Raw genomic sequence first — 25,223 nt, 5'->3', positions numbered from 1 at the left:
CAATCAATCCGTCAGCGCTCTGCATAGGGGTCGGGGATGCCGAGATGCGCCAGGATCTGCTGCTCGAGCGTTTCCATCTCCTCCGCGTCGTCGTCGTTTTCGTGGTCGTAGCCGATCAGGTGCAGGAAACCATGCACGGCCAGATGGCTCAAATGGTGGTCGAACGGTTTCTGTTCCTCGTCCGCCTCGCGCCGCATGGTTTCATAGGCGATGGCGATATCGCCGAGCATGCGCGGTGCGTCGCCTACTTTCCACTCGCCCTCGGGCTGCAGCGCCGGAAACGACAGCACGTTGGTCGGCTTGTCGATGCCGCGCCAGTTGCTGTTCAGCGTGCGGATGCCAACATCGTCGGTCAGCATGACCGCGATTTCTGCTTCGGCAACATCCTCATCGACCGTCTCGGCTGCGGCGGCGATCGCGCGCTGGATCACGGCGTCCGCATCGGGCTCGCTCTGCCAGCAATCGGCGACGACGAGAACCTCGGTGGTGGGCAGGTTGGGATGCGACATGGTGTTGTTCGGAACGGATGACGCTTCTTCGCGTCTTTCAGATCCGGTTGTGTCTCTTTATGGCTTGCCTGCGGCCGGCCGATGCGGCGAGCCCTCATAGGCGGAGACGATCCGCGCCACGAGCTCGTGGCGGATCACGTCTTCGGCGGTGAAATGAACTTGCGCGATACCCTCGACGCCGTCGAGCAGGCGGGTCGCTTCCCACAGGCCGGAGGTCTGGCCGTTCGGCAGGTCGATTTGCGAGGGATCGCCGGTCACGATCATGCGGCTGTTCTCGCCGAGACGCGTCAGGAACATCTTCATCTGCATCGACGTGGTGTTCTGCGCTTCGTCCAGGATGATGACGGCGTTGGTGAGCGTGCGGCCGCGCATGAAGGCGAGTGGCGCGATCTCGATCTCGCCGGTCTGCAGTGCGCGCTCGACGATGCGGGCGTCCATCAGGTCATAGAGCGCATCATAGATCGGACGCAGATAGGGATCGACTTTCTCGCGGAGGTCGCCGGGCAGGAAGCCGAGCCGCTCGCCGGCTTCCACCGCCGGACGCGACAGGATGATGCGATCGACCTCCTTGCGCTCGAAGAGCTGCGCGGCATGCGCGACCGCAAGCCAGGTCTTGCCGGTACCGGCCGGGCCGACGCCGAACACCAGCTCGTGGCGCTTTAGCGCGCGGATATAGGAATCCTGCGCGGCGGTGCGCGCCCGCACCGGGCGTTTGCGCAGGTTGATGCTTTCGAAGGTCGCCTTGGCCGACTTGGCGTCGAACTCGAACAGCGAGCCCTGCGCGATCACGGCGCGGATCGCGCCTTCGACCTCGCCCTGGTCGAGATCCTGCCCTTTCACCGCCTGCGCATAGAGCATCTCGAGCACGCGGCGCGCGGCGTCGCAGCCGTCGCGCGTGCCGCCGATGGTGATGTGGTTGCCCTTGGAATCGACGACCACGCCGAGCCGCCGCTCGACCTGTGCGAGGTTCTGGCCGTAGGGGCCGACCAGCGCGGATGCGGCGCGATTGTCGTCGAAGTCGATGACGACCTGGGTCTCGGGCGGAACTTGCATGTCGCGGTCAAATTTGCGGCTGGGAGCGAAAGTAGGCGAATCCGATGCGCTCTTTGGCAAGGGTTCAGGCTCCAGTGGCGATTGGCGATAAAGCGGGCCCGTGCGCAGGATGCCGCGTCACGAGTTCTCCCAAAAGGCTGTAGCGCTCGAGGCTGTCGATCCGGACCGGCAGGATCTGTCCGATGATGTCCGGCGAAGCCATCACATGCGCGGGCTGCAAATAGGCGGTGCGGCCGACGATCTGGCCGGCGTTGCGCGCGGCGCGCTCGAACAACACGTCGACGGTTGTGCCAATCGCGGCCTTGTTGAAGGCCGATTGCTGGCTGTCGATCAGTTCCTGGAGCCGCTCCAATCGCTGGTCCATCTCGGCCGGGGACACCGTCTCCTGCATGTCCGCGGCCGGTGTTCCCGGCCGGGCGGAATACTTGAACGAATAAGCTGCAGCGTAGCCGATTTGTGCGACAAGCGCGAGGGTGGCGCGAAAATCTTGCTCACTCTCGCCGGGGAAGCCCACGATGAAATCCGATGAAAAAGCAATGTCTTGGCGTGCGGTACGGAAACGGTCGATGACACGCCGATAATCATCGGCGGTATGTTTGCGGTTCATGGCCGCCAGAATGCGGTCCGAGCCGGACTGCACCGGCAGGTGGACAAACGGCATCAGCGCATCCAGATCGCGATGGGCCGCAATCAAACTGTCATCAACGTCGCGGGGATGGCTGGTCGAATATCGCAGCCGCGCAATCCCGGGAACCTGCGCGAGTCGCTCGAGCAATCTGCCGAGCGGCCAGCTTGTCCCATCGGGACCCTCGCCATGATAGGCGTTGACGTTCTGCCCGATCAGCGTGAGCTCGCGCACGCCGTTGTCGACGAGCCGCTTCACGTCGTCGATGATCCTGGCCACGGGGCGCGAGACCTCGGCGCCACGCGTATACGGCACGACGCAGAAGGTGCAGAACTTGTCGCAACCTTCCTGCACCGTGACGAAGGCGGAAATCCCGCGCGCACGGATCGCGTCGGGATTCGGCTGGGCGAGGAAGCCGAACTTGTCCTCGGCCGGAAATTCGGTCTCGATCGCGCGGCCTTCGTCGTCCGCGCGCTTCAATAGCTCCGGCAGATGATGATAGCTCTGGGGGCCGACCACGACGTCGACGACCGGTGCACGGCGCACGATCTCCTCGCCTTCCGCCTGCGCCACGCAGCCTGCGACCGCGATTTGCATCGTGCGGCCCTTGCGCCCGGCCTCGTCCTTGGCAACGCGCAGACGTCCAAGCTCCGAATAGACCTTTTCGGAGGCCTTCTCGCGGATATGGCAGGTGTTGAGGATGACGAGGTCGGCGTCCTCGGCGCGCGCCGTCTCCACGAATCCCTCCGGAGCCAGCGTGTCCACCATGCGCTGGGCATCGTAGACGTTCATCTGGCAGCCATATGATTTGATGTGCAGCTTGCGCGGCGGCTTCATGGAACCCGGATTGAGGTGGAGAACAGCCCTCAGATATAGGCTGGAGAGGCGAAAATCCAGCGATTGGGGCCAAAACCTGTCATTCCGGGGCGCGCTGTTTCTTGCGCCAAAACTTGCGGATTTCAAAACTTGCGGATTTCCAGGTTCACGTGCGCTGCGCGTGCCCCGAAATGACGACGAAGGGGCCGATTTAGCCCGCCAGTGCCTCCGCCTCGACCTGCCGGACAAGTTCCGGCAACTGTCGCATATCGTCGAACGTCAACCCGGCGCCGGCGGCACGCAACCTGGCGGCGTGACCTGGTGGACAGTGGCTGCCGCCGTGAAAGCCCAGCACGGTCATCCCGGCAGCGCACGCACCGGTCACCCCCGGGACGCTGTCCTCGATCACGAGGCACCGTTCCGGCGCGACTTCCATCTGCTCGGCTGCAAACAGAAACAAATCGGGCGCGGGCTTGCCGCGTGCGACCTGGCTCGCGGAGAAGATGTGAGGAGCGAGCATGTCATATAGCCCTGCGCAAGTCAGGCCGTGATGGATCTTTTCCGGTGTGCCGCTCGATGCAACGCATTTGGGCAAATCGATTGCGCCAATCGCTGCGGCAACATGGGTGATCGCCTGCAGATCGCTGGCGTAAAACTGCAGCGTGGCCGCATTCACCTGTTGCTCCAGATCGTCGGGGAGATTGCGGCCGATCTCCTGCTCCACCATCAGCCGCGCGTCCCGCTCGGATACGCCGAGGAAGCGAAGCAGAACCTGCTCCGACGTGATCGGATAGCCGTGCCGGGTGAGCACGTCGGCATGCGCGCGACAGGAGATCACCTCACTGTCGACCAGCACGCCGTCGCAATCGAAGATGATAAGGTCTAGCACGAATACCCAGAGGTGGATTGTTTCGCTGCGCTCGTAATGACGAGATTTGGGTACGCGCGCTCCACAATCTCACTGTCATCGCCCGCGAAGGCGGGCGATCCGGTATTCCAGAGGCCGCGGTGGGATACGGATAGGCCGCGGCGTACTGGATTCCCCGCTTTCGCGGGGAATGACAGTGGTGGGTGGGAAGGCGTTCCCGTGCACATGCGCAACAGGCTCAGATGGGGAGAGGTGAGGAGCGTTCGCCGCACATCGCCATCAACTCGACGGCTTGTCGTCGTCGAGTGGGACGCAATAGAGTTCGAGGCGGTGATCGACCAGCTTGTAGCCGAGCTTGCGGGCGATTTCCGCCTGGAGCTTCTCGATCTCTTCGGAGGTGAATTCGATCACCTTGCCGTCGCGCAGGTTGATGAGGTGGTCGTGATGACTGTCGCGCATCTGCTCGTAGCGCGCGCGGCCCTCGCGAAAATCATGGCGCTCGATGATGCCGGCATCTTCGAACAATTTTACCGTTCGATAGACGGTCGAGATCGAGATCTTGTCGTCCACGGCGACGCAGCGCCGATAGAGTTCCTCGACATCGGGATGATCCATCGCCTCGGCGAGTACGCGGGCGATGACGCGGCGCTGCTCGGTCATGCGCATGCCGGTCGCGGCGCAGCGCGCTTCGATGCCGGTCGCCTTGGTCGCGGAAGAAGGTTTCAGTATGGTCATAGGGTTGTCTGCCTGGCAGGCGCTTCTTGCCATCAATGTTACGACAAGTCACGCCGCATCAGAAGTGCGTTCAGTTGTTCCCCGTTCGGCTGCTTATAGTAGCGTTCGCGCCGTCCCACCACCACGAATCCGGCCCGGTCGTACAGCCGCCGCGCCGGCTGATTATTCTCCTCGACCTCCAGAAATATAGTGCGGACGCCGCGTCCTGCGAGGTGGCCGAGATGGGTCATCAGCAGCGTGCGGGAGAAACCGCGACCACGCTCGGCCTGGTCGACTGCGATGGAGAGAATTTCCGCCTCATCCGCGCCGATCCGCGACACCGCGAAGCCGATCGTCCTGCGACCCAGGCGCAGGCGATGAACCAGCGTGTTGCGTTCGCTGATCATGGTCTCGAACTCGCCTTCGCCCCAACCACGCGCGAAGGATGCGCCATGAAGCTGTGCGAGCCGCGCCGCATCACGCGCGGAAGCGGGCTCGACGGCAGCGGTGCCGCCGCGCCACCATTCCGACAGCCAGCTCATCATGAGGTTGGCATCATGAGGTTGCGGCTTGTGCGGCGAGCGGCGGCTGTGCGGCCGGCTTTGCATCAGGCGCGCGCAAGTAAAACGGCCGCGCCGGCGTGGTGTCGGGATCGGCCGCGGCGCCGAGCCATGCGACCCAGCCGATGTCGGGCGCGCCTTGCGCGTCGACGGCAATCGGTTGCGGTAGATCCTGCGGCCAGCGGTCGGCCAGGATCTTGGCGGCATTGCCGACCAGATGCGGCGCGCCGAATTGCGAGGCCGCAATCGCCTCGTCGACGCTGGCGACCCTCGGCGGGGTGAGCTGGCTGCCGTCGCCGGCCACGATCTGGAAATAGACGTGATCATGCCGTGCATCGATCGCCGAGATCACCGGCGCCGACCCGTTCCGGCCGACGATCGGGGCAGCAAAGGCCGACAGCGTCGTCAGCCCGACGGCAGGCCGCTTTGCTGCGAGCGCGATCCCGCGCGCAGCCGAGATGCCGACCCGCAAGCCGGTGAAACTTCCGGGACCGACGGTGACGGCGACGCGGTCGAGCGCGGTGAATGCGAGATTGGCTGATTGCATGACGCGCGCGATCATCGGCATCAAGGCTTCGGCGTGGCCGCGCTTCATGGGAAGCTGCTCCTGCGCAAGGAGCTCGCCGGCATCGGCATCAAGGGCGGCCGCCGCGCACGCCTCCAGCGCGGTATCGATGGCAAGGATCAGCATGGAAAAGCGAATGGCGAGTGGTGAATGGCGAGTAGCTTAGCCGATCGGAATGTCATTCGCCATTCGCTACTCGCCATTCGCTCAACCGTCACATCGGGCGGACTTCAACCACGTCGGGGACGAAGTGCCTGAGCAAGTTCTGGATGCCGTGCTGGAGCGTTGCGGTCGATGACGGGCAGCCGGAGCAGGCGCCCTTCATGTTGAGATAGACAATGCCGTCCTTGAAGCCGCGGAAGGTGATGTCGCCGCCGTCATTGGCAACCGCCGGCCGCACCCGGGTCTCGATCAGGTCCTTGATCATGTCGACCGTCTCGGCATCCGCCTCGTCGAAGAACTCGTCTTGGTCGTCGAAATCCACATCGTTCGACGCCGTGCCGTCGGCAAGCAGCGGCGCGCCGGACATGTAGTGCTCCATGATGGCGCCGAGGATCGCGGGCTTGAGCTGCTGCCATTCACCGCTCGTCTTGGTGACGGTGATGAAGTCCGATCCATAGAACACGCCGGTGACACCGGGCACGTCGAACAGCTTTTCGGCAAGCGGCGAGCGCGCGGCGGCCTCGCGGCTCGAAAACTCCATCGGGCTGCCGTCGAGCACGAGGCGGCCGGGAATGAATTTCAGCGTGGCGGGATTGGGGGTGGCTTCGGTCTGAATGAACATGGTTTTCTCCGGACGTCGCCGGTTCAAGGCCGGCGCGTGAGCTATTAATTAGCAGATGGCGACGGGGAACGCACGATCAAGGGGCTGCAGGGGCCGTTCCATTGTTATATCAGCGGGTTAGGGCGCCTTCTTGGCCTCTCCCCGTTTGCGGGGAGAAGCGAAGAACCCTGCAAGCTACGACAGCGAATCCACGCTTTGGTCGCTCAGCGCGCCCGAAATGATCGTCACCGGGATCGGGAAGGTCCCCACCGCATGCGCGAGCAGGGCGACCAGCGGTCCCGGGCCCTCCGCGCCGGGACTGGCGGCCAGCACCAGCATGGCGATGTCCGGGTCCTCGTCTATTACCTCAAGGAGCTGTTCCATCGCGCTGCCTTCCCGGATCACCCGCTCCGGCGTGATGGCGGCGATCCCGTTGGCGCGGCCGGCGGCGCGGTCGAGCGCGGCGTTCGCGGCCTCATGCGCCTCGGCGCGCATGATCTCGGCAACGCCCAGCCATTCCTGGTTCTGCTGCTCGGTCTCGATGATGCGCAACATAACCACGCCGCCGCCGGCGCGGATCGCCCAGCGGCTGGCATAATAGACCGCGCGATCCCATTCGGCGGTGTCGTCAACGATGACGAGGCATTTCGGCTTGTGACCCGGCTCGAAGCAACGTCGCGTGCTGGTCATGCATGTCCCGGCGTATCCCTGCCCGGCATGCTGCCACACTCCCTCAGTGTTTGGGAGAGGGAACGGCGGCCGGCGCTGAGGCGCAGGCCGCGTTTTGCACGCGCAATAATCAGCGCCTGCGGATGAAGCCGACGATGTCCTTCGAGAGCTTCATGGTCTCGTCGGCGATCGCGCGGGCCCGGTCGGAGCCATCGTTCAGGATGGCGTCGATGTGGCCGGGGTCGGCGACGAGGCGCTTCATCTCGCCGGCAATGGGCGACAGCTTCGTGACGCAGAGATCGACCAGCGCGTTCTTGAAGCTGGAGAACTGGCCGCCGCCGAAATCGCGCAGCACGTCCGCCTTGGTGCGGCCGGAGAGCGCAGCGAAGATGCCGACGAGGTTGTCGGCCTCGGGCCGTGCTTCCAGGCCTTTCTCCTCGGTCGGCAGCGGCTCCGGATCTGTCTTCGCCTTGCGGACCTTCTGGGCGATGGTGTCGGCGTCGTCGGTCAGATTGATGCGCGAATAATCTGACGCATCCGACTTCGACATCTTCTTGGTGCCGTCGCGCAAGCTCATCACGCGCGTCGCCGGGCCCGTGATCAACGGCTCCGGCAGCGGGAAGAACAGGCCGTCATTGGTGCCGTGGCTGCGGATCGAGTCGCCGAAATCATTGTTGAACTTCTGCGCGATGTCGCGCGAGAGCTCGAGATGCTGCTTCTGGTCTTCGCCGACCGGAACGTGGGTAGCGCGGTAGAGCAGGATGTCGGCCGCCATCAGCACCGGATAGTCATACAGTCCGATGGAGGCGTTCTCCCGGTCCTTGCCGGCTTTCTCTTTGAACTGGGTCATGCGGTTCAGCCAGCCCATGCGCGCGACGCAGTTGAAGATCCAGGTGAGCTCGGCATGGCCCGAGACCTGGCTCTGGTTGAACACGATGTGCTTCTTCGGATCGATCCCGCTCGCGATGAACGCCGCGGTCACTTCGCGGGTGTTGCGCGCGAGTTCGGCCGGCCCGCCCCAGACGTCCACCCCCATCGTGATCGCATGCATGTCCACGACGCAATAGATGCAGTTGTGAGTTTCCTGCATCTTCACGAAGTTGACGATGGCGCCGAGATAGTTGCCGAGATGCAGATTGCCCGTCGGCTGGACGCCCGAAAAGACCCGTTCAACGAATGCCATGGCAAGCCTTCCCCTAGATAATGCGCCGTCGTTTCCAACAGCGGCGCTGCCCCGTCAAGGGCAATTCGCGGGATTTGAGGCGCGAGAGGGCCGCTTCAGAGCGTTAACCGCTTCGCGCCAGGAGGCGACGCCGAGGATTTGCAGGAGCAGGCCGTAGACGGCGATCCCCGCTGCGATCTGCAGGCCCAGCGCCACGAACCTGACGAGGCCGTGGCTGTCGGCGGGCGTAAGGCCTGCGGTCAGCCAGAGCAGGCCGCCCATGACGAGCGCGGCGACCACGATCCGCGGCAACCGCTTTTGGGCGGCGGCGTCAACCGAGAAGCCGAATTCGGATGTGCCTTTCCGTAGCAGGGAGATCGCGCTGCTCCAGGCTCCGGCCGCGATGCTCGCGGCAATCCCCGACGCGTCGAAGAAGTGGCCAAGACCAACCGCGAGCGCGATTGCGACCAGAAATCCCTTGGCCGTTGCCAACAGCGGCGTCGTCGTGTCGCTGCGGGCATAGAAGGCGGGCGACAGTGCCTTGATCAGCACGTGCGCCGGCAGGCCCAGCGCCAGCCAGATCAGCGCGTGCGCGGTCGCCGTGCTGTCGTCGGCGCCGAAGGCGCCATGCTCGAACAGCAGCCGCACGATCGGTTCGGCCAGCATGATCAGGCCAAGCGTCGCCGGCAATGCGAGCCCGGCGGCGAGCTCGAGCGCGCGCGATTCCGCATGCGCCACCGCGTGGCGGTCGCCGCTGCCGACCGCGCGCGTCAGCTCGGGCACCAGCACCGCGCCCATGGCGACGCCGACAATGCCGAGCGGCAGCTCGACCAGGCGATTGGCGAAATAGAGCCACGAGACGGCGGACGGCGTTGCGGAGGCGATGATGGCGCCAGCCACCATCAGCCATTGCGGTCCCGAGCTTGCGATCATGCCGGGGATCGCTTTCGCGAAGAAGCCGCGCATCTCCTCATCGAAGCTCACGCGCAAGGGCGTTGCGAGGCGCGCGCTTCGTTGCGACAGCAGCATCATCAGTTGCAGCAGGCCGGCGATCCCGACGGTGGCCGCCAGCGCCCAGGCGGCGAAGCCCGCATCGGCATGCCAGAGCAGGAGCGCCGCGATCGCCGCGATCAAGGCGATGTTGAACAGAAGCGGCGAAAACGCCGTGAGTGCAAAGCGGCTTTGCGCGTTGAGCAGCCCCATCAGCACCGTGACGGGGCCGGCAAAGGCGAGATAAGGCAGCATCAGCCGCGCGTTCTGAACGGCGAGGTCGCGTGTCCCGCTGCCGAGGAAGCCGGGCGCGATGATCGTGATGATCAGCGGCATCAGAACTGCGATGAGAAGCGAGGCTGCGATCAGGGCCACGCTGACCGTGCCGAGCACGCGTCCGGCGAAGGCGGCCGCGGCCTCCTCGCCCTCGCGGTCTCGCACGCCCAGCCAGGCCGGAATCAGGGCCGCATTGAGCGCGCCCTCGCTGAGCAGGCGGCGGACCACGTTAACGAGCTGGAAGGCCGCCAGGAACGCGTCGGCCACCGCGCCGGTGCCGAGCAGCGCCGCGATCAGGGAATCGCGCGCAAAGCCCAGGAGGCGCGAGGCCAGTGTTCCCGTCGAGACGGTCAGGAAGGAGCGGATCATCGCGCGTCATACCATGGCGTTTTCGAGCGAAGTGGTACGTTCGCGTGACGAAAACGCGTCAAAAGATAACCCTTCGTTGCTTGCTCGCGCCGGGCCGAACGTGATAGGCCGCGAGCCGGATTTCGAGCCGAACAGGAAGCGGATTTTCCGCAACATCGCAATCGGGCAACAGGATCAAGGTGAATGGCTGACGCGAAATATGACGTCTTGGGCATCGGCAACGCGCTGTTCGACGTGCTGGTCAGGACCGACGAGGCTTTCCTTGCCAAGCACGGCATGACCAAGGGCAGCATGTCGCTGATCGACGAGGCGCGTGCTGCCGCCATCTACAAGGACATGGGGCCGGCGACCGAGGTCTCGGGCGGCTCGGCCGCCAACACCATCGTCGGCGTGGGAAGCCTCGGGGCGCGCGCGGCCTATGTCGGCAAGGTCAAGGACGATCAGATCGGCAATCTCTATCTGCACGACATCCGTGCCGCCGGCGTCGCCTTCAATACTCCGGCCGCGAAGGACGGTCCGGCCACCGGCTGCTCGTACATCCTGGTGACGGGTGACGGCGAGCGCACCATGAATACCTATCTCGGCGCTGCGCAGGACCTGTCACCGGCCGACATCGATCCGGCCGAGATCGCTGCTGCCGGCATCGTCTATCTCGAGGGCTATCTCTGGGACCCCAAGAACGCCAAGGATGCATTCGTCAAGGCCGCCAAGATCGCGCATGATGCGAGGCGCAAGGTGGCGTTGACACTGTCGGATTCGTTTTGCGTCGATCGCTATCGCGACGAGTTCCTGGCGCTGATGCGCAATGGCACGGTCGACATCGTCTTTGCCAACGAGTCCGAGCTGCACTCGCTCTATATGAGCTCGGACTTCGAAACCGCGCTCAAGCAGCTCCGCAACGACGTCAAGCTCGGCGTGGTCACGCGCAGCGAGAAGGGTTGCGTGGTGGTGTCCCCGGAAGACACCGTCGCCGCGCCTGCGTTCCCGGTCGCGCAAGTCGTCGACACCACGGGCGCCGGCGATCTTTTCGCCGCCGGCTTCCTGTTCGGCCTCGCGCGCGAGCTGCCCTATAAGCAATGCGGCCAGTTAGGCGCGCTCGCCGCCGCCGAAGTGATCCAGCACATCGGCGCGCGTCCGCAGGTGTCGCTGAAGGAGCTCGCCCAGCAGCGCGGGCTGCCGGTGTAGCGGAATTTCCCTTCGCACACTCGCTGTCATCGCCCGGCTTGACCGGGCGATCCAGTATTCCAGAGACGGCGGTAGAATACGGAGAAGCTGCGGCGTACTGGATTCCCCGCTTTCGCGGGGAATGACAGCTTCATGGTGGCTGGCAACTCACGCCGTCTTCGCCGCCTTCAATCCGAGCCGCTTCTCCACGGCCTCGCGCATCAGGAATTTCTGGATCTTTCCGGTCACGGTCATCGGGAATTCGTCGACGAATTCCACGTAGCGTGGGATCTTGTTGTGGGCGATCTGCCCCTCGCAGAAGGCGCGCACCTCCTCGCTCGTCAGCGTCTCGCCCGGCCTGAGGCGGATCCAGGCGCAGAGCTCCTCGCCATAGCGGGTGTCCGCCACGCCAAAGATCTGCACGTCCTGGATCTTGGGGTGGCGATAAAGAAACTCCTCGATCTCGCGCGGATAGAGGTTCTCGCCGCCGCGGATCACCATGTCCTTGATGCGGCCGACGATGTTGCAATAGCCTTCGTCGTCGATGGTGGCGAGGTCGCCGGTGTGCATCCAGCCGTTCGCATCGAGCACGTCGGCGGTCTTCTCCTTCTCTTCCCAATATCCCAACATGACGCTATAGCCGCGGGTGCAGAGCTCGCCGCGTTCGCCACGCTTGACGATCCTGCCGTCGAGATCGACGACCTTGACCTCGACATGCGGATGGATCCGTCCGACCGTGGAGACGCGGCGTTCGAGCGGGTCATCCACGGCGCTCTGGAAACTGACGGGACTGGTCTCGGTCATGCCATAGGCGATCGTGACCTCCTGCATGTTCATCTCGTTGTTGACGCGCTTCATCACCTCGATCGGGCAGGGCGCTCCGGCCATGATGCCGGTGCGCAGCGATTTGAGATCGAATTTCGGGAACTCGGGATGATCGAGCTCGGCGATGAACATCGTCGGCACGCCGTAGACCGCGGTGCACTTCTCCTGTTCGATCGTCCGCAGCGTCACCAGCGGATCAAAGCCTTCGCCCGGATACACCATCGTCGCGCCGAGCGTGACCGAGGCGAGATTGCCCATCACCATGCCGAAGCAATGATAGAGCGGCACCGGGATGCAGATGCGATCCGTCTCGGCCAGGCGCATCGCGCGGCCGGTGAAGTAGCCGTTGTTGAGAATGTTGTGATGGGTCAGGGTCACGCCCTTGGGCGAGCCGGTCGTGCCGCTGGTGAACTGGATGTTGACGGGATCATCGAATTGCAAGACCGCGCCGAGCGCGGCAAGCTGCTCGCGATGACGATCGCCGCCCATGCGCGCGACCTCGTCGAAGGAGATCGTACCGGGCGCAGCGGGGCCGCCGATCTGGATGACGATGCGCAAATCAGGCAGCCGCGCCGCCTGCAATTGCGCAGGTTTGGCGCCGGCAAGCTCCGGCAAGAGCGCGTTCAGCATCTCGATGTAGTTGCTGGTCTTGAACGCCGTCGCCGTGACGATCGCCGCGCAGCCGACCTTGTGCAGCGCGAACTCCAGCTCACTCAGCCGATAGGCGGGATTGATCGTCACCAGAATCAGTCCGGCTTTGGCGGCGGCGAACTGCGTCAGCGTCCATTCCGGGCGGTTCAGCGACCAGATGCCGATTCGCGCTCCGCGCTCGAGGCCAAGCGCGACAAAACCCGCGGCGAGTGCATCGACCCGTTCGGCAAATTCCTTCCAGGTCCATCGCACGCCGTGACTGGGCGAAACCAGCGCCTCGCGATCACCCCAGCGCCGCACCGCCTGATCGAGGCTGCGGCCGATCGTATCGCCAAGGAGCGGCGTGTCGGAGATACCACAAACGTAGCTGTCGGCCTTGTCTGCCATGGTCGCGTCCTCCAGCTTTGTCATTCTCGCTTCATGCCCCGAAGGGCGGGCCTTCGGGGCACGAGGGTACATCCAGCTCGGAGCACGCGCGACAAGGCGCGCATCATACTAAGTGGCTACGCCGCCCTTTGCCCGCTTCCCACATCCAGCCCGGCATATACGCCGCGCTCGAAGCCCGCGAAGGCCTCGAGGCAGTGGGCGTCGACGAACGGCAACACCTGCATCAGGATCACGCCGGAAACATCGCGCGCTGGATCGATCCAGAAATAAGTGTTGGCGAGACCCGCCCAGGCGAGACTGCCGGCGCTGCGGCCTTCCGGCGTTTGGGCAGTGTTGATCAGGAAGGAGAGCCCCCACTTCTTGACGATGTCGGGGAAGAGATCGACGTCGTTGGTGTACATGGGCGCCACCGTCGTCATCTTGCCAATGGTGAGGTCGCCGATGTGGTTTTCGCCCATCAGCGCGACCGTCTCGGGCTTCAGCACCTGATTGCCGTTGCCGCGGCCCTTGTTGAGGATCATCTGGGTGAACTTGATGTAGTCGCCGGCAGTGCTGTAAAGGCCGCCGCCGCCCATGTGGAATTCCGGATTCTGTTCGATCTCGAACGGGATCGGCGCCAGCGATCCATCCTCGCCGCGCGCATGCGTGGCGACCAGCCGCTGGCGCATGTCGTCGGTGATCTTGAAGCCGGTGTCGTTCATGCCGAGCGGCGTGAACATATGGTCGCGCAGATAGGCATCGAGACGCTTGCCGCTCACGGCTTCCACCGCCTTGCCGACGAAGTCGATGTTGATGCCATATTCCCAGCGCGTGCCGGGATCGGACATGATCGGCGTCTTCAGCGCGACGTTCAGGCAGGAGAAGATGTTCGGGGTTCCGGTCTTCTCCAGATATTGCGCGCAGTCGCCGTTCCACACGTTGTAGCAAAAACCGGCGGTGTGGGTCATGAGGTGGCGCAGCGTGATCGCTCCCTTCGCCGGCCGCAGCTTCGGCTCGCCGTTGGCGTCGAAACCTTCGAGCACCTGCGGATTGGCGAGATCGGGCAAAAGATTTCCGATCGGCGCGTCCAGCGAGAGCTTGCCTTGCTCGACCAGTTGCATCGCGCCGGCGCTCGTCACTGCCTTCGTCATCGACGCGATCCAGAACACGCTGTCGAGCGTCATCGCATCGGGCTTGGACAAATCGCGCTTGCCGAACGCGCCCTGATAGAGCACGTCGTTACCGCTCGCTGCAATGGCGACGACACCGGGAATCTCCTTGGCGTCGCTCTTCTGGCGCAGAACCTGATCGATCTCTGCTTGGCTTTGCATACGCGTTTCCTCCGGTTTGGTTATTGTTGGAAGCGATAGATTGTCCTCCTGCAGATCGCGCGCGGCAAGCGCGTCAACCTTAACGTACGGTCGCGATGTCGTGACTTGACGACAGTCGTCCTGCGCAGGACGACAAAGCGACTGAACTGCAACACGTCGACATAAAGTGCGGTGGATGGACGCACTTCGCCGTGACCCCAGAGGGGGTCAGGCGATATGTTTCGAGAGTTTCGAAGCACTTGAAACATTTTGTGCGCTGCGACGTTCGGCCCTGCCGCCGGACCGATGCGGCCCGACGTTAACACTTGATGCAAATTTTGGCGGCGTATGGGCCGCGAGGGGATTTGAAATGATTTCGACCTGGAGCGAATGGAAGCGCTATCCTCGTCATGGACGGGGCGAGAACCTGGAGGCGCCGATTTCGCCTGGTATTTACGAGGTCCGGATTGCCGGCACCGGTGCACTCTACTCCTTCGGCGCGGTCGAGAACGTGGCACAGGCGCTGGCGCTGCTGCCGGTCGGCTCAAGGTCCTGGTTCGGCCGCCGTGACACCTCCGACGTTCCCGATCTCGAATACCGGACCTGCGCGACCTCGTCCAAGGCCGACGCCAAGACTGCGGCTGAGCGCATGATCGGCCGGCGCGAGACCTATCTGAACGGCGCGGCGTAAGAACCACGAGACTAGATTAAGTTGCTTCCGCACTCGCGACGCCAAGCCTCACCCGTAGGGAGAGGTCGCGCCGGAGGCGCGGGTGAGGGGTTGCGCTCTCTCGTGGGACCTGAACCCCCTCACTCAATTTGCTGTGCAAATCGACCTCTCCCCGTTGGGGAGAGGTAAGGGCTCGCGGCCCCTAGCTTAACTCCAAGCTGATGTGCGTTGAGGGACGGTGCATTACGCGCCGCCTGTCCCTATATTCCGGGCCGATCCGAACGCCCTGAGGAGCAACGCCATGACCCCGACCGCCGCCGCACGCGCTTCGCAAGCCACCTCCACCCTGCGCTTGAAGGACCCTTCGCTCCTGAAGCAGGCCTGCTACATCGATGGCGCCTGGGTCGGCTCGCCGGTCTTCGCGGTCAACAATCCCGCGACCGGCGCAGAGCTGGCAAAAATCCCGCAGCTTTCGGCGGATGATGCGACGAAGGCGGTCGAAGCTGCCGAGCGCGCGTTCCCGGCCTGGGCCAAGCTCACCGCCAAGCAGCGCTCCAACATCTTGCGCAAATGGTACGAGTTGATCGTCGCCAACCGCGAGGATCTCGCGCTGATCCTCACCTCCGAGCAGGGCAAGCCGCTCAGCGAAGCCCTCGGCGAGGTCGATATCGGCGGGGCCTATGTCGAGTTCTTCGCGGAGGAGGCGAGGCGCGTCTATGGCGAGACCATTCCGACGCAGCGCCCCGATGCGCGGCTGCTCGCGATCAAGCAGCCGATCGGCGTCTGCGGCGCGATCACGCCGTGGAATTTTCCGAATTCGATGATCACGCGCAAGGTGTCGCCGGCGCTAGCTGCCGGCTGCACCGTGGTGCTGAAGCCCGCCAACGAAACGCCGTTGTCGGCACTCGCGCTTGCCGCGCTCGCCGAGAAGGCCGGCGTGCCCAAGGGCGTGTTCAACATCATCACCGGCGATGCGCCGCCGATAGGCAAGGTGCTGTGCGAGCATCCGGCGGTGCGCTTCGTCGGCTTCACCGGCTCGACCGAGGTCGGCAAGATCCTCTATCGCCAGGCCTCCGTCGGGGTGAAGAAGCTCGGCCTCGAGCTCGGCGGCAACGCGCCGTTCATTGTGTTCGATGACGCCGATATCGATGCCGCGGTCGAAGGCGCGATCGTGTCGAAATACCGCAACATGGGCCAGACCTGCGTCTGCGCCAACCGCCTCTATGCGCAGGACAAGATCTACGACGAATTCGTGCAGAAGCTGTCGAAGAAGGTCGCGGCGATGAAGATCGGCGACGGCACCGAGAGCGGCGTCACGCAGGGCCCGCTGATCAACATGGAAGCGGTCGATAAGGTCGAGCGCCATATCGCGGATGCGGTGAAGCGCGGCGCCAAGGTCGTCACCGGCGGCAAGCGCCATGCGCTCGGGCGTTCCTTCTTCGAGCCGACCGTGCTTGCCGACGTCAAGGCGGACTCGCTGGTGTCGCAAGAGGAAACTTTTGGCCCGCTCGCGCCGGTGATCCGCTTCAAGGACGAGGCCGACGTCATCGCGATGTGCAACGCCTCACCCTTCGGGCTTGCTTCCTACTTCTACTCCCGCGATCTCGGCCGCGTCTGGCGCGTCGCCGAGGCGCTGGAATCCGGCATGGTCGGCGTCAACACCGGCCTGATTACCACGGAAGTCGCGCCCTTCGGCGGCGTCAAGGAAAGCGGCCTGGGACGCGAAGGCTCGCATCACGGCATGGAAGAATATGTCGAGGTCAAGTACGTGATGATGGCGGGGGTGTAGGCCTGCCGTCGCGGATCGGTGTGACGTGGCGGGAATGCTTGCCCGTCGTCGTCCTGGCGAAAGCCAGGACCCATACCGCGTGATCTATCGATTGCAGGCGGTAGGTGTATCGGACCGCCAGTCTTCGCCAAATCACTCGCTGGGGTAATGGGTTCTGGCTTTCGCCAGGACGACATTGAACTTATGGCGCGCCATTTACGCCTCCGGCCCGTTACCCCATCTACGCAGCCGCTACCGCCTCAGCACCGCGATCGTCCGGTTCGCAAAGCTCAGCCGCTCGGCCATGACCGACACGAAATAGGTCAGCAGCTTATGGCTGAGCTCGGGGTCTTCGACCCTGATCGCATTGAACTGGTGCGTGTTCAGCACGTAGAGCACACTGGCGACTTCCGCCTGGATGGTGGCGCTGCGCGGCGTGTGTGCCACCAGGCCCATCTCGCCGATCGTGGTGTAGCGGCCGAGGCTGCGCACGCGCGTGGTGCGGTCCTCCTCGGCCGGGACCATGATGCCGACGCGTCCGTCGAGGATGAAGTGCATGGAATCGGCGGGGTCGCCGGCGTTCACGATGACCTCGCCGGCCTCGACGTCGAGGCGCTGGCAGCGGCGGATCAACTCGTCGGCATCGTGCTCGCTCTTGAGGATCCGCATGAACCAGTCCCGCAAGCTGGCCTCTTCCTGGGCCAATCCCTGATGCTGCGCGATGAGCTCGTTCTCGCACCACTCCAGCGCATGATCGAGTTCGGGAATGATGATGACGCCTTCGCCGATGAAATCGCTGGAGCGCAGCACCTTCTCGGCGGCGGCCGACAGATGCACCAGGATCAGCTCGACGCCAAGGTCGCGCGCGCTGCGCTTGATCTGGGCGAAACTGTAGGCGGCTGACGAGTCGACGCCGGTCACGAGCTTGAAGTCGAACAGCAGATAGCGGCACTCCGGGCGCTCCTGCAGCAGTTTCTTGACGCGCTGGTAGAGCCGGTTGGCCGAGCCGAAGAACAGATAGCTTTGCAGGTTCAGGCCCTGGATCTTGCCGCCATGGGCGAGCAGCACCTCATGATCGTCGCGCGAGCGGTCGAGCGAAGAGCGATATTCGGAGCCGTCAAAACTGTACTTGATCGTCTCCACCCGCGCCGCGCTGAACGCGAATGTCGCGCAGCCGATGATCACGCCGATCAGGATGCCCGGCACGAAACCCCAAGTCACGATGATCACGATGATGGCGATCAGCGACAGATATTCGAGCTTGGAGAGCCGCTTGCGCGACTCGATGATCCATTTGTGGAGCTGGTCGGCACCGAGATAGATCAGGAGCCCGCCGAGCACGAATTTCGGCATGAATCCGAGCAGCTCCGGCGCAACGGCAAGCATCAGGAGCGACATCGCCGCGACGGTGAGGCCGGACAGGCGACCGCGCCCGCCGCTGCTGAAATTGAGGATCGAGCGGCTGACCGAAATGCAGCCGCCATAGCCGGCGAGCGCGCCGGTCAGGATGTTGGCCGCACCCGTGACGTTCAGCTCGCGCTCCAGATTGGCCTCGCGATGCACGGCGACCTCGATCCCCGTGGTGCCGAATAGCGTGCTGGAGGCCGTGACGAAGATGACGGCGACGAGGTTGCCGAGCAGGTCCGGCACGGCGAACCAGGGATAGTGCACGAGATCGTCGGCATGCCACGGCAGCATGAACGACGCCGGCGGCGGAGGCTGGAAAGTCCAGCCCAGGCTGCGCGCTTCCTCCGGCGAGACGCCGGCGATCCAGAACGCCACATGTGCGGTGAGCATGCCGCCGATCAGGATGACCGGCAGCCCGAACGGGCCGCGCGAGCGATGCCAGGTCAGATACAGCACCAGCGCCATCGCGCAGGCCGCGCCCAGCTCAGACAGCGTGATGCCGCTGGTGAAGTGCAACAGCGTCCCGAGCTGCACCGGATGACCGGTGATCACCCGGATCGCGCCCATGACGATCAGAAGTCCGGTGGCGCCGAGGAAACCGCCGACCACGGGATAGGGCACATAGCGGATCGCCCGACCCATCCGCGTCAGTCCCAATCCGCACAGGGTGACACCGGTGAGGATAGTCGACAGGCCGAGTGTGATCAGGACGGGCGAGAGCAGTGGCGTCGACGGATTCGCCGCATCGATGCGCTCGACCAGCGAGGCGGCGAGGATTCCCGTCACCGCGGCGGTCGAGCTGTCCGGCGCGGCCACCGCGAAGGGCAGGGAGCTTCCGAAAGCGACGACGGCCGCAAGCACGGCGGAGCTGATGAAGGTCGCGGCGATCCCGTAGGACAGGTAGGGCGACAGCGGCCCCGCGAAGATCAGCAGCGCGTAGGAGAGCCCGAAGGTGACGGTCAGGACGCTCGCGGCGCTGCCGCCCAGTATATCATTCAGTGCACGCTTGAGAGCCGGGCTAAATCGAGGGGCCGGACTGTAGGTAATTGCTGGATCTGTCACGCCTTTGCGCTCGCCCCTGAAAATTCCCGTCCGAGACGTAGACGAGTCCGAAGCTAGCGCAACAGGATTCTTCCGATTGTGAAATTTCCGACAGGCTTTCGCGAAATCGTTCGCGTCAATCGGCCTGGCCGGAGACCTCCGCGCCGAACGCGCCGTGCCGTCCCGCGCCCGATGCGAAGCGGGTTGCGCCCGACAGCGTCTCGCCGGAGGCGATGACGTTCAGGCCGCCGCGCATCTCGTTCTTGATCGCGTCTTCTTCCCCCATATCCCATTGCTGAAGCGCGGAAAGCCGGTCGGCGCGCAGGCATGTCTGCGGGAAGCGCGCGATCTCCTTGGCAAGCCGGACCGCATGCGCGCGGGCTTCACCGGTCGGCACGAGGCGGTTGGCAAGGCCCATGCGCAACGCCTCCGCGCCGCCGACCGGACGCCCCGTGAGGATCAAGTCCATGGCATGTGAATGGCCAATCAGACGCGGCAGGCGGACGGTGCCGAGATCGATGAGCGGCACGCCAAATCGACGGCAGAAGATGCCGAAAGTGGCGTCCTCCGCGACCACGCGCATGTCGGCGAACAATGCGAGCTCCATCCCGCCCGCGACCGCGTAACCTTCGACCGCCGCGATCACCGGCTTGGAGAGCCGCAAGCGGCTTGGCCCCATTGGGGCGATCGTGCCGTGGCCGCCGATCTCGCGCATCTTCTCGCGATCGCCCTTCGCGACTGCCTTCAGATCCGCGCCCGCGCAAAAATGCCCGTGCGTGCCGGTGAAAACCGCAACCGATGCGTCATGGTCGGCGTCGAAGGCAAGGAACGCGTCATAGAGCTTGCGCGCAGTGGCACCATCAACCGCGTTGCGGCAGTGCGGCCGGTTGATGGAGATGACGGTGGCGGGGCCATCGCGCTCGATCAGCACGGCATCGGCTTCGGGCATGTGTGCTCTCCCTGATGTTTTGCAGGGAGTTTTGCATCAGGTTGCCGCGTGGGCAATGCTTGGAAAAAGCCGATGCAGACGCCACGCATTCTGGCTTTCGTCAGGACGACGATAATGAGCTGAAGCTAAATCTTCAGCTCCGTCCCCGTCACCCGCCGATAGGCTTCCAGATACCGCTTGCTCGTCGCTTCCACGACGCTCGCGGGCAGCGGGGGCGGCGGGGCGTCGCCGTTCCAGCGGCCGGCGCGGCGCTCGGCGTCGAGATAGTCGCGTAAGGGCTGCTTGTCGAAGCTCGCCTGCGGCTGGCCGGGCTTGTAGGCACTGGCCGCCCAGAAGCGCGACGAATCCGGCGTCATCACCTCGTCGATCAGGATGATGCGGCCGTCCTTGTCGCGGCCGAATTCGAACTTGGTGTCCGCGATGATGATGCCCTGCTCGCGCGCCAGCTCCTCGCCGAGCGTGTAAACCGCGCGCGTCATGCTCTCGAGCGTATGGGCGACCTCGTCGCCGACGACCTCGCGCATCCGCGCGATGGTGATGTTCTCGTCGTGGCCGGTCTCGGCCTTGGTCGCCGGGCTGAAGATCGCAGGATCGAGCTTCTCGCTTTCGACGAGGCCCGCCTTCAGCTTCTCGCCTGCGAGCGTGCCGGAGGCCGCATATTCCTTCCAGGCCGAGCCGGAGAGATAACCGCGGATCACGCATTCGATGGGGAATACGGTGGTGCGGCGGGACAGCATGGCGCGGCCATGGATGTCGGCGCGGTGGGCTTTCAACGCCGGCACGGCGGCGATGATCTCGTCGGTGTCGGCGCTGATCATGTGATGCGGCACCACGCCCTCGAGCTCTTTGAACCAGAACGCGCTGATCTGGGTCAGCACGGCGCCCTTCATCGGAATGGTCTCGCCCATCACGACGTCGAAGGCGCTGATGCGGTCGGTGGTGACGAGCAGCAGGCGGTCATCATCGACGGCGTAGATATCGCGCACCTTGCCGCGCCCGATCTTGGGCAGGGGCAGGTCGCTACTGAGCATGGTGGTCATCGGCAGGCCTTCAGGCAGGAGAACTCGGCCGCGCAAAAATGCGGCCGGGATCGGGATAGCCTATTCCGGCAGCGGAATGAACTCATGTTCCTGCGGAACCTGCGCAAAGCGGCCGGTTTTCCAATCCTGCTTGGCCTGCTCGATCCGCTCCTTGCTGGAGGAGACGAAATTCCACCAGATGTGGCGCGGTCCCTCCAGCGCATCGCCGCCCAGGAACATCATCCGTGTGGCTTTGAGCGCCTTCACCGTGATGCGGTCGCCGGGCCGGAAGACCAGGAGCCGCGGCCCCTCATAGCGCTCACCCGCGATCTCGACCTCGCCGTCGACGAGATAGATCGCGCGCTCCTCGTGGTCGGGGTCGAGCGGTACGCTCGCGCCTGCCGCGGCCGTGACCTCGGTGTAGAACCAGGGCGAGACCATCGACACCGGCGAGGCGATGCCGAACGACGAGCCCGCGATCACCCGCGCGGTGAAATCGCGTTCCGAGATCATCGGCAGGTCGCCGGCGGCATAGTGCTGGAACGACGGCGCGATCTCCTCGGATCCGGCCGGCAGCGCAATCCAGCTTTGCAGGCCGAGCATCTTCTGACCCGATGCACGCTGCGCGTCCGGCGTGCGCTCGGAATGTGCGATGCCGCGCCCGGCCGTCATCAAATTCATCGCGCCGGGCTGGATCTCCTGGATGTTGCCCTGGCTGTCGCGATGCATGATCGCGCCGTCGAACAGGTAGGTGACGGTGGCGAGCCCGATATGCGGATGCGGCCGCACGTCCATGCCCTTGCCGGAGACGAACTGCACCGGACCGAAATGGTCGAAAAAGATGAAAGGCCCGACCATCTGCCGCTTGCCATGCGGCAGCGCGCGCCGCACCTCAAATCCGTCGCCGAGGTCGCGGGTGCGCGGCACGATGACGAGGTCGAGCGCATCGCATGACATGGGATCGCCGAGCACGGGATCGTTGGAGGGTTGCCAGCTCATGGTGGACTCCTTCTTTGTTGCGGCGATCGTAACAGGATTTGATCGCTCCGTCGCGCCGATCAGGGCATGGACGCGATAGCCTATTTGCGGTCGCCGTGAGATATCGGCCAGAGCAATGTTGGAAACAGGGGCGGGCGATGGTTTCTCCGATCAAGCCGGGCGCTGGCCTGAACGAAGATGACGTCGACTTTCTTGTAACCGCGCCTGAACGCTGGCGCCGCGATCAGTCTTGAAAAACGTCGCACGACCAACGATGCTCAGCCGATTTCAACCCTGACCGATCGCGCTAATCCGATGACTCCCGCCGCAATCGAACTGGCCTGCCGCGCCGCTGCCGTGGCATTGCTGCTGGTGCTGGCGGCATCGCTGTTCTCCGGCTTCAGGAATGTGGTCGCCGGCCGGCTTGCGGTTGCCTTCGCGCTCGGATCGGCGGCCCATGCCGCGAGCTATTCGATCGGTGCGCCGGCGCTGACGTCAGCCTGGCACGCGCCGCTGATTGCGCTCTCGACGAGCAATGTCGTGGTGTTCTGGCTGTTCACGCGCGCGCTGTTTGATGACGAGTTTTGCCTGCGCTGGCGGCATAGCGCGATCTGGGCACTCGTTGCCGCATTCAGCCTGGTCAGTTGCCTCTGGATTGCGCCGGGCGGAAACCTGCGGCTTGTCGTCGTCGCGACCAACCTGATCTCGCTTGGCTTCATCGCCCTCGCGGTGGTGCAGACGATCGCGTCGTGGCCGGCCGATCTGGTCGAACGGCGCCGCCGCGTTCGCGTCTTCATCGTCGCCGCTGCCGCGCTCTATGGCGGGCTGAACGCGCTGCTCCAGATCTTCGTTGGCGGTGGAGGCGACGTGGCCAACACCATCAATGCCGCAGTACTCGCCTTCGTCGTCGCCGCGATCGCTTGCGCGATGATGCGCGTCGACGGCGCAGAGCTGTTCCCGGTGGCTGCCGAGCCCGCACCCGCGATCGCGCCGGGCCAACCTGTTGCCGCCGAGGAAGCTGCCGACCGGAAACTGATCGATGCCTTGATGCGGCTGATGGCGGATGAGCGGATCTATCGCCAGGAGAACGTCACCATCGGTGCGCTGGCGGGACGGCTCAAGATCCCCGAATACCGGCTGCGCCGCCTGATCAACCAGCGGCTCGGCTACCGCAACTTCAATGTGTTCCTGAACAACCATCGGATCGAGGAGGCCAAGGCCGCGCTCGCCGATCCCGCCCAGGCCGAGGTGCCTGTCATCACCATCGCGATGGATGCCGGCTTCCAGTCGCTCGGCCCGTTCAACCGCGCCTTCAAGGCCGTGACCGGCGTGACGCCGACGGAGTATCGGCGGCTGAAGGTGCGCGCGGCGTGACACTTCTCATCTCCCGCGCGCGGGGAGAGGCCGGATTGTCTGCAATCCGGGCGAGGGGGAGCTTTCGCGAATCCAAATCCCAGCGTTCCCGCGGAGGCGGCCCCTCACCCCGACCCTCTCCCCGTAAGAACGGGGAGAGGGAGTGAACCCGCACCGCGGTCGCGGCCGTGCAATTAAGGAACTGAAATCGCTGGATAATTCAAAAATCGACTAGCCCCGTCCAGTTTCAGCTAGGCCAATTTCCAAATCCGGCGAGCAGTCATCGCGCCGCCCCGGCCTTCTTCGCGTCACTTCAGCCGGAGAACGCCATTGACCCGCCGCCGCAAGATCATCCTCCTCACCACCACCATCAGCTGCGTCGGCCTCGTGCTCGGCGCGGCGCGTGCCCGCGACGTGCCGAAGGTCGCGACCGGTTTCGTCGCCGACATCCTCTGCGCCGAGACGTTCGTCTCCGGCCTCGATCCGCGGCGCACCTTCACCGAGACCACCGATGCGATGCCCGGGACCGGCCTGATCACCTGGGCGATGGACTACCGGATCGACCGCGTGCGCAAGGATGTCACGGTGACGCTGTTCGGCATTGGCCGCAGCCATGCCGTCTATCGCGACGGCCTCGGCTGCACGCTGGAGCATGGTGCGGCGATCGCCGACGTTGAACCGCCGCCCGACGACAGGCAGCCCGCGCTGCTGCCGGAGATCGCCGCGCCTTCGGTCGTGCCGCCGCAAAGCGAGGGGCTTGCCGCCGCACTCGAGCGCGCCTTCGCCGAGCCTGCACAGCCGCCGTACCGGCGCACCCGCGCCGTGATCGTCATGAAGAATGGCCGCATCGTCGCCGAGCGCTATGCCGATGGCATTGGACCGGAGACGCCGCTGCTCGGCTTCTCCATGACCAAGTCGGTAATCTCAGCGCTGACAGGCATTCTCGTGCGCCAAGGCAGGCTCAAGCTCGACGGGCCGGCGCCGGTTGCCGCCTGGCGCAATCCGGATGATCCGCGCCACGCCATCACCGTCGATCATCTCCTGCGCCACACCGCCGGCCTTGCGCTCGGCAGTTCCTTGCAGGCATCGCTCGGCTCCGCGCTCGAGCCGGTCAATCGCATGAAGTTTCTGCAAGATGACATGGCCGCCTATGCAGAGAGCATGCCGCTCGCAACAGCGCCGGGCACTGCCTGGAACTATCACGACGGCAACACCCTCATCCTCGCGCATCTGATCCGAAATGCGCTCGGCGGCAATCCCACGGACGTGCTCCGCTTCGCGCGCCGCGAATTGTTCGCGCCGCTCGGCATGCGCCATGTCACGCTTCAGCTCGACGGCGCCGGCACGGTGGAAGGCTCCAGCGAGATGCTGGCATCCGCGCGCGATTGGGCGCGCTTCGGCCAGCTCTATCTCAACGACGGCGTCGCGGGCGGCAAGCGCATCCTGCCCGAGGGTTGGGTGAGCTATTCGGCCTCGCCCACGCCGCACGCGTGGGTCGGCATCGGCGCCGGCTTCTGGACCAACCGGGGCGACAGTTTTGGCGCGAGCTACCGCATCGAGCGCGGGTGGCCGCGCGATGCCTTCTTCGCCAAGGGTACGATCGGTCAGTACACGATCGTGATCCCGTCCGAGCGGCTGGTGATCGTGCGGTTGGGCCGCTCGCCGAACTGGCCGCCGGAGGTGGATGGCGTGTTCGATTTGGTTCGCGATGTGATCGCCGCGACGCATGACAAGGGGAAGGTTGCGGGCGTGGATTGATAGCGGCAGGACAGGGCGCCGTCTC

22 protein-coding genes are annotated in these 25,223 nt (G+C 64.6%); 5 read left to right on the top strand and 17 right to left on the bottom strand.

Going from position 1 to position 25,223, the window contains the following annotated elements; genetic code table 11:
• Positions 1-11: 11 nt before the first annotated feature.
• From ybeY to murJ, 11 genes are all read right to left on the bottom strand, one after another.
• Positions 12-509, bottom strand: a complete 498-nt coding sequence (gene ybeY / locus MTX21_RS25215; protein WP_280967380.1) for an rRNA maturation RNase YbeY — start codon at positions 507-509, stop codon at positions 12-14.
• A gap of 57 nt (positions 510-566) precedes the next feature.
• The gene (locus MTX21_RS25210; RefSeq protein WP_280967379.1) at positions 567-1,562 is read right to left on the bottom strand and encodes a PhoH family protein; all 996 of its coding nucleotides are present in this window, start codon (positions 1,560-1,562) and stop codon (positions 567-569) included.
• Positions 1,563-1,626: 64 nt separating this feature from the next.
• Positions 1,627-3,024, bottom strand: coding sequence for a tRNA (N6-isopentenyl adenosine(37)-C2)-methylthiotransferase MiaB (gene miaB / locus MTX21_RS25205; protein ID WP_280967378.1), 1,398 nt, complete (start codon positions 3,022-3,024; stop codon positions 1,627-1,629).
• Between the two features lie 190 nt (positions 3,025-3,214).
• Entirely contained in the window at positions 3,215-3,892 is a 678-nt protein-coding gene (locus MTX21_RS25200) for an HAD family hydrolase (RefSeq protein ID WP_280967377.1), read from the bottom strand.
• 258 nt (positions 3,893-4,150) lie between these two features.
• Positions 4,151-4,606 (bottom strand): Fur family transcriptional regulator, encoded by a 456-nt coding sequence (locus tag MTX21_RS25195; protein ID WP_280967376.1) that lies wholly within the window; start codon positions 4,604-4,606, stop codon positions 4,151-4,153.
• Positions 4,607-4,644: 38 nt separating this feature from the next.
• Positions 4,645-5,130 carry a ribosomal protein S18-alanine N-acetyltransferase gene (gene rimI, locus MTX21_RS25190; RefSeq protein WP_280967375.1) on the bottom strand — a complete coding sequence of 162 codons (486 nt, stop codon included), beginning with the start codon at positions 5,128-5,130 and terminating at the stop codon, positions 4,645-4,647.
• Between the two features lie 10 nt (positions 5,131-5,140).
• Positions 5,141-5,836, bottom strand: coding sequence for a tRNA (adenosine(37)-N6)-threonylcarbamoyltransferase complex dimerization subunit type 1 TsaB (gene tsaB, locus MTX21_RS25185; protein ID WP_280967374.1), 696 nt, complete (start codon positions 5,834-5,836; stop codon positions 5,141-5,143).
• A gap of 88 nt (positions 5,837-5,924) precedes the next feature.
• On the bottom strand, positions 5,925-6,494 hold the full coding sequence (locus MTX21_RS25180; RefSeq protein ID WP_280967373.1) for a NifU family protein: 570 nt from the start codon (positions 6,492-6,494) through the stop codon (positions 5,925-5,927).
• 174 nt (positions 6,495-6,668) lie between these two features.
• Entirely contained in the window at positions 6,669-7,163 is a 495-nt protein-coding gene (locus tag MTX21_RS25175; RefSeq protein WP_280967372.1) for a universal stress protein, read from the bottom strand.
• A gap of 109 nt (positions 7,164-7,272) precedes the next feature.
• Complete coding sequence (gene trpS / locus MTX21_RS25170; protein WP_280967371.1) at positions 7,273-8,325, bottom strand: tryptophan--tRNA ligase; 1,053 nt, start codon at positions 8,323-8,325, stop codon at positions 7,273-7,275.
• 54 nt (positions 8,326-8,379) lie between these two features.
• The gene (gene murJ / locus MTX21_RS25165) at positions 8,380-9,939 is read right to left on the bottom strand and encodes a murein biosynthesis integral membrane protein MurJ (RefSeq protein WP_280967370.1); all 1,560 of its coding nucleotides are present in this window, start codon (positions 9,937-9,939) and stop codon (positions 8,380-8,382) included.
• 183 nt (positions 9,940-10,122) lie between these two features.
• Here murJ and MTX21_RS25160 point away from each other — a divergent pair, with 183 nt between their 5' ends.
• The gene (locus MTX21_RS25160; RefSeq protein ID WP_280967369.1) at positions 10,123-11,124 is read left to right on the top strand and encodes an adenosine kinase; all 1,002 of its coding nucleotides are present in this window, start codon (positions 10,123-10,125) and stop codon (positions 11,122-11,124) included.
• A 147-nt stretch (positions 11,125-11,271) separates the two neighbouring features.
• Here the strand turns inward: MTX21_RS25160 and MTX21_RS25155 are convergent, their stop codons facing one another.
• Positions 11,272-12,966, bottom strand: coding sequence for an AMP-binding protein (locus MTX21_RS25155; protein WP_280971155.1), 1,695 nt, complete (start codon positions 12,964-12,966; stop codon positions 11,272-11,274).
• A 116-nt stretch (positions 12,967-13,082) separates the two neighbouring features.
• Positions 13,083-14,276, bottom strand: coding sequence for a serine hydrolase domain-containing protein (locus tag MTX21_RS25150; protein ID WP_280967368.1), 1,194 nt, complete (start codon positions 14,274-14,276; stop codon positions 13,083-13,085).
• Positions 14,277-14,625: 349 nt separating this feature from the next.
• Here MTX21_RS25150 and MTX21_RS25145 point away from each other — a divergent pair, with 349 nt between their 5' ends.
• Positions 14,626-14,946, top strand: coding sequence for a hypothetical protein (locus tag MTX21_RS25145; RefSeq protein ID WP_280967367.1), 321 nt, complete (start codon positions 14,626-14,628; stop codon positions 14,944-14,946).
• Between the two features lie 280 nt (positions 14,947-15,226).
• Entirely contained in the window at positions 15,227-16,714 is a 1,488-nt protein-coding gene (locus MTX21_RS25140; RefSeq protein WP_280967366.1) for an NAD-dependent succinate-semialdehyde dehydrogenase, read from the top strand.
• 231 nt (positions 16,715-16,945) lie between these two features.
• On the opposite strand, the gene MTX21_RS25135 is transcribed toward MTX21_RS25140, so the two are convergent.
• The 4 genes from MTX21_RS25135 to MTX21_RS25120 all read right to left on the bottom strand — a co-directional run bounded on the left by MTX21_RS25135 (position 16,946) and on the right by MTX21_RS25120 (position 22,108).
• On the bottom strand, positions 16,946-19,162 hold the full coding sequence (locus MTX21_RS25135; RefSeq protein WP_280967365.1) for a SulP family inorganic anion transporter: 2,217 nt from the start codon (positions 19,160-19,162) through the stop codon (positions 16,946-16,948).
• A gap of 115 nt (positions 19,163-19,277) precedes the next feature.
• Entirely contained in the window at positions 19,278-20,090 is an 813-nt protein-coding gene (locus MTX21_RS25130; protein WP_280967364.1) for a crotonase/enoyl-CoA hydratase family protein, read from the bottom strand.
• A 125-nt stretch (positions 20,091-20,215) separates the two neighbouring features.
• Positions 20,216-21,130 carry a phosphoribosylaminoimidazolesuccinocarboxamide synthase gene (locus tag MTX21_RS25125; RefSeq protein WP_280967363.1) on the bottom strand — a complete coding sequence of 305 codons (915 nt, stop codon included), beginning with the start codon at positions 21,128-21,130 and terminating at the stop codon, positions 20,216-20,218.
• A 60-nt stretch (positions 21,131-21,190) separates the two neighbouring features.
• Entirely contained in the window at positions 21,191-22,108 is a 918-nt protein-coding gene (locus MTX21_RS25120) for a pirin family protein (RefSeq protein ID WP_280967362.1), read from the bottom strand.
• A gap of 294 nt (positions 22,109-22,402) precedes the next feature.
• Here MTX21_RS25120 and MTX21_RS25115 point away from each other — a divergent pair, with 294 nt between their 5' ends.
• Positions 22,403-23,461 (top strand): helix-turn-helix domain-containing protein, encoded by a 1,059-nt coding sequence (locus tag MTX21_RS25115; protein WP_280967361.1) that lies wholly within the window; start codon positions 22,403-22,405, stop codon positions 23,459-23,461.
• Positions 23,462-23,770: 309 nt separating this feature from the next.
• Positions 23,771-25,198, top strand: a complete 1,428-nt coding sequence (locus tag MTX21_RS25110; RefSeq protein ID WP_280967360.1) for a serine hydrolase — start codon at positions 23,771-23,773, stop codon at positions 25,196-25,198.
• Positions 25,199-25,223 lie beyond the last annotated feature (25 nt).

This window comes from Bradyrhizobium sp. ISRA430 (assembly GCF_029909975.1).
Lineage (GTDB): Bacteria > Pseudomonadota > Alphaproteobacteria > Rhizobiales > Xanthobacteraceae > Bradyrhizobium.
This window is presented reverse-complemented; position numbering and strand designations above follow the sequence as displayed.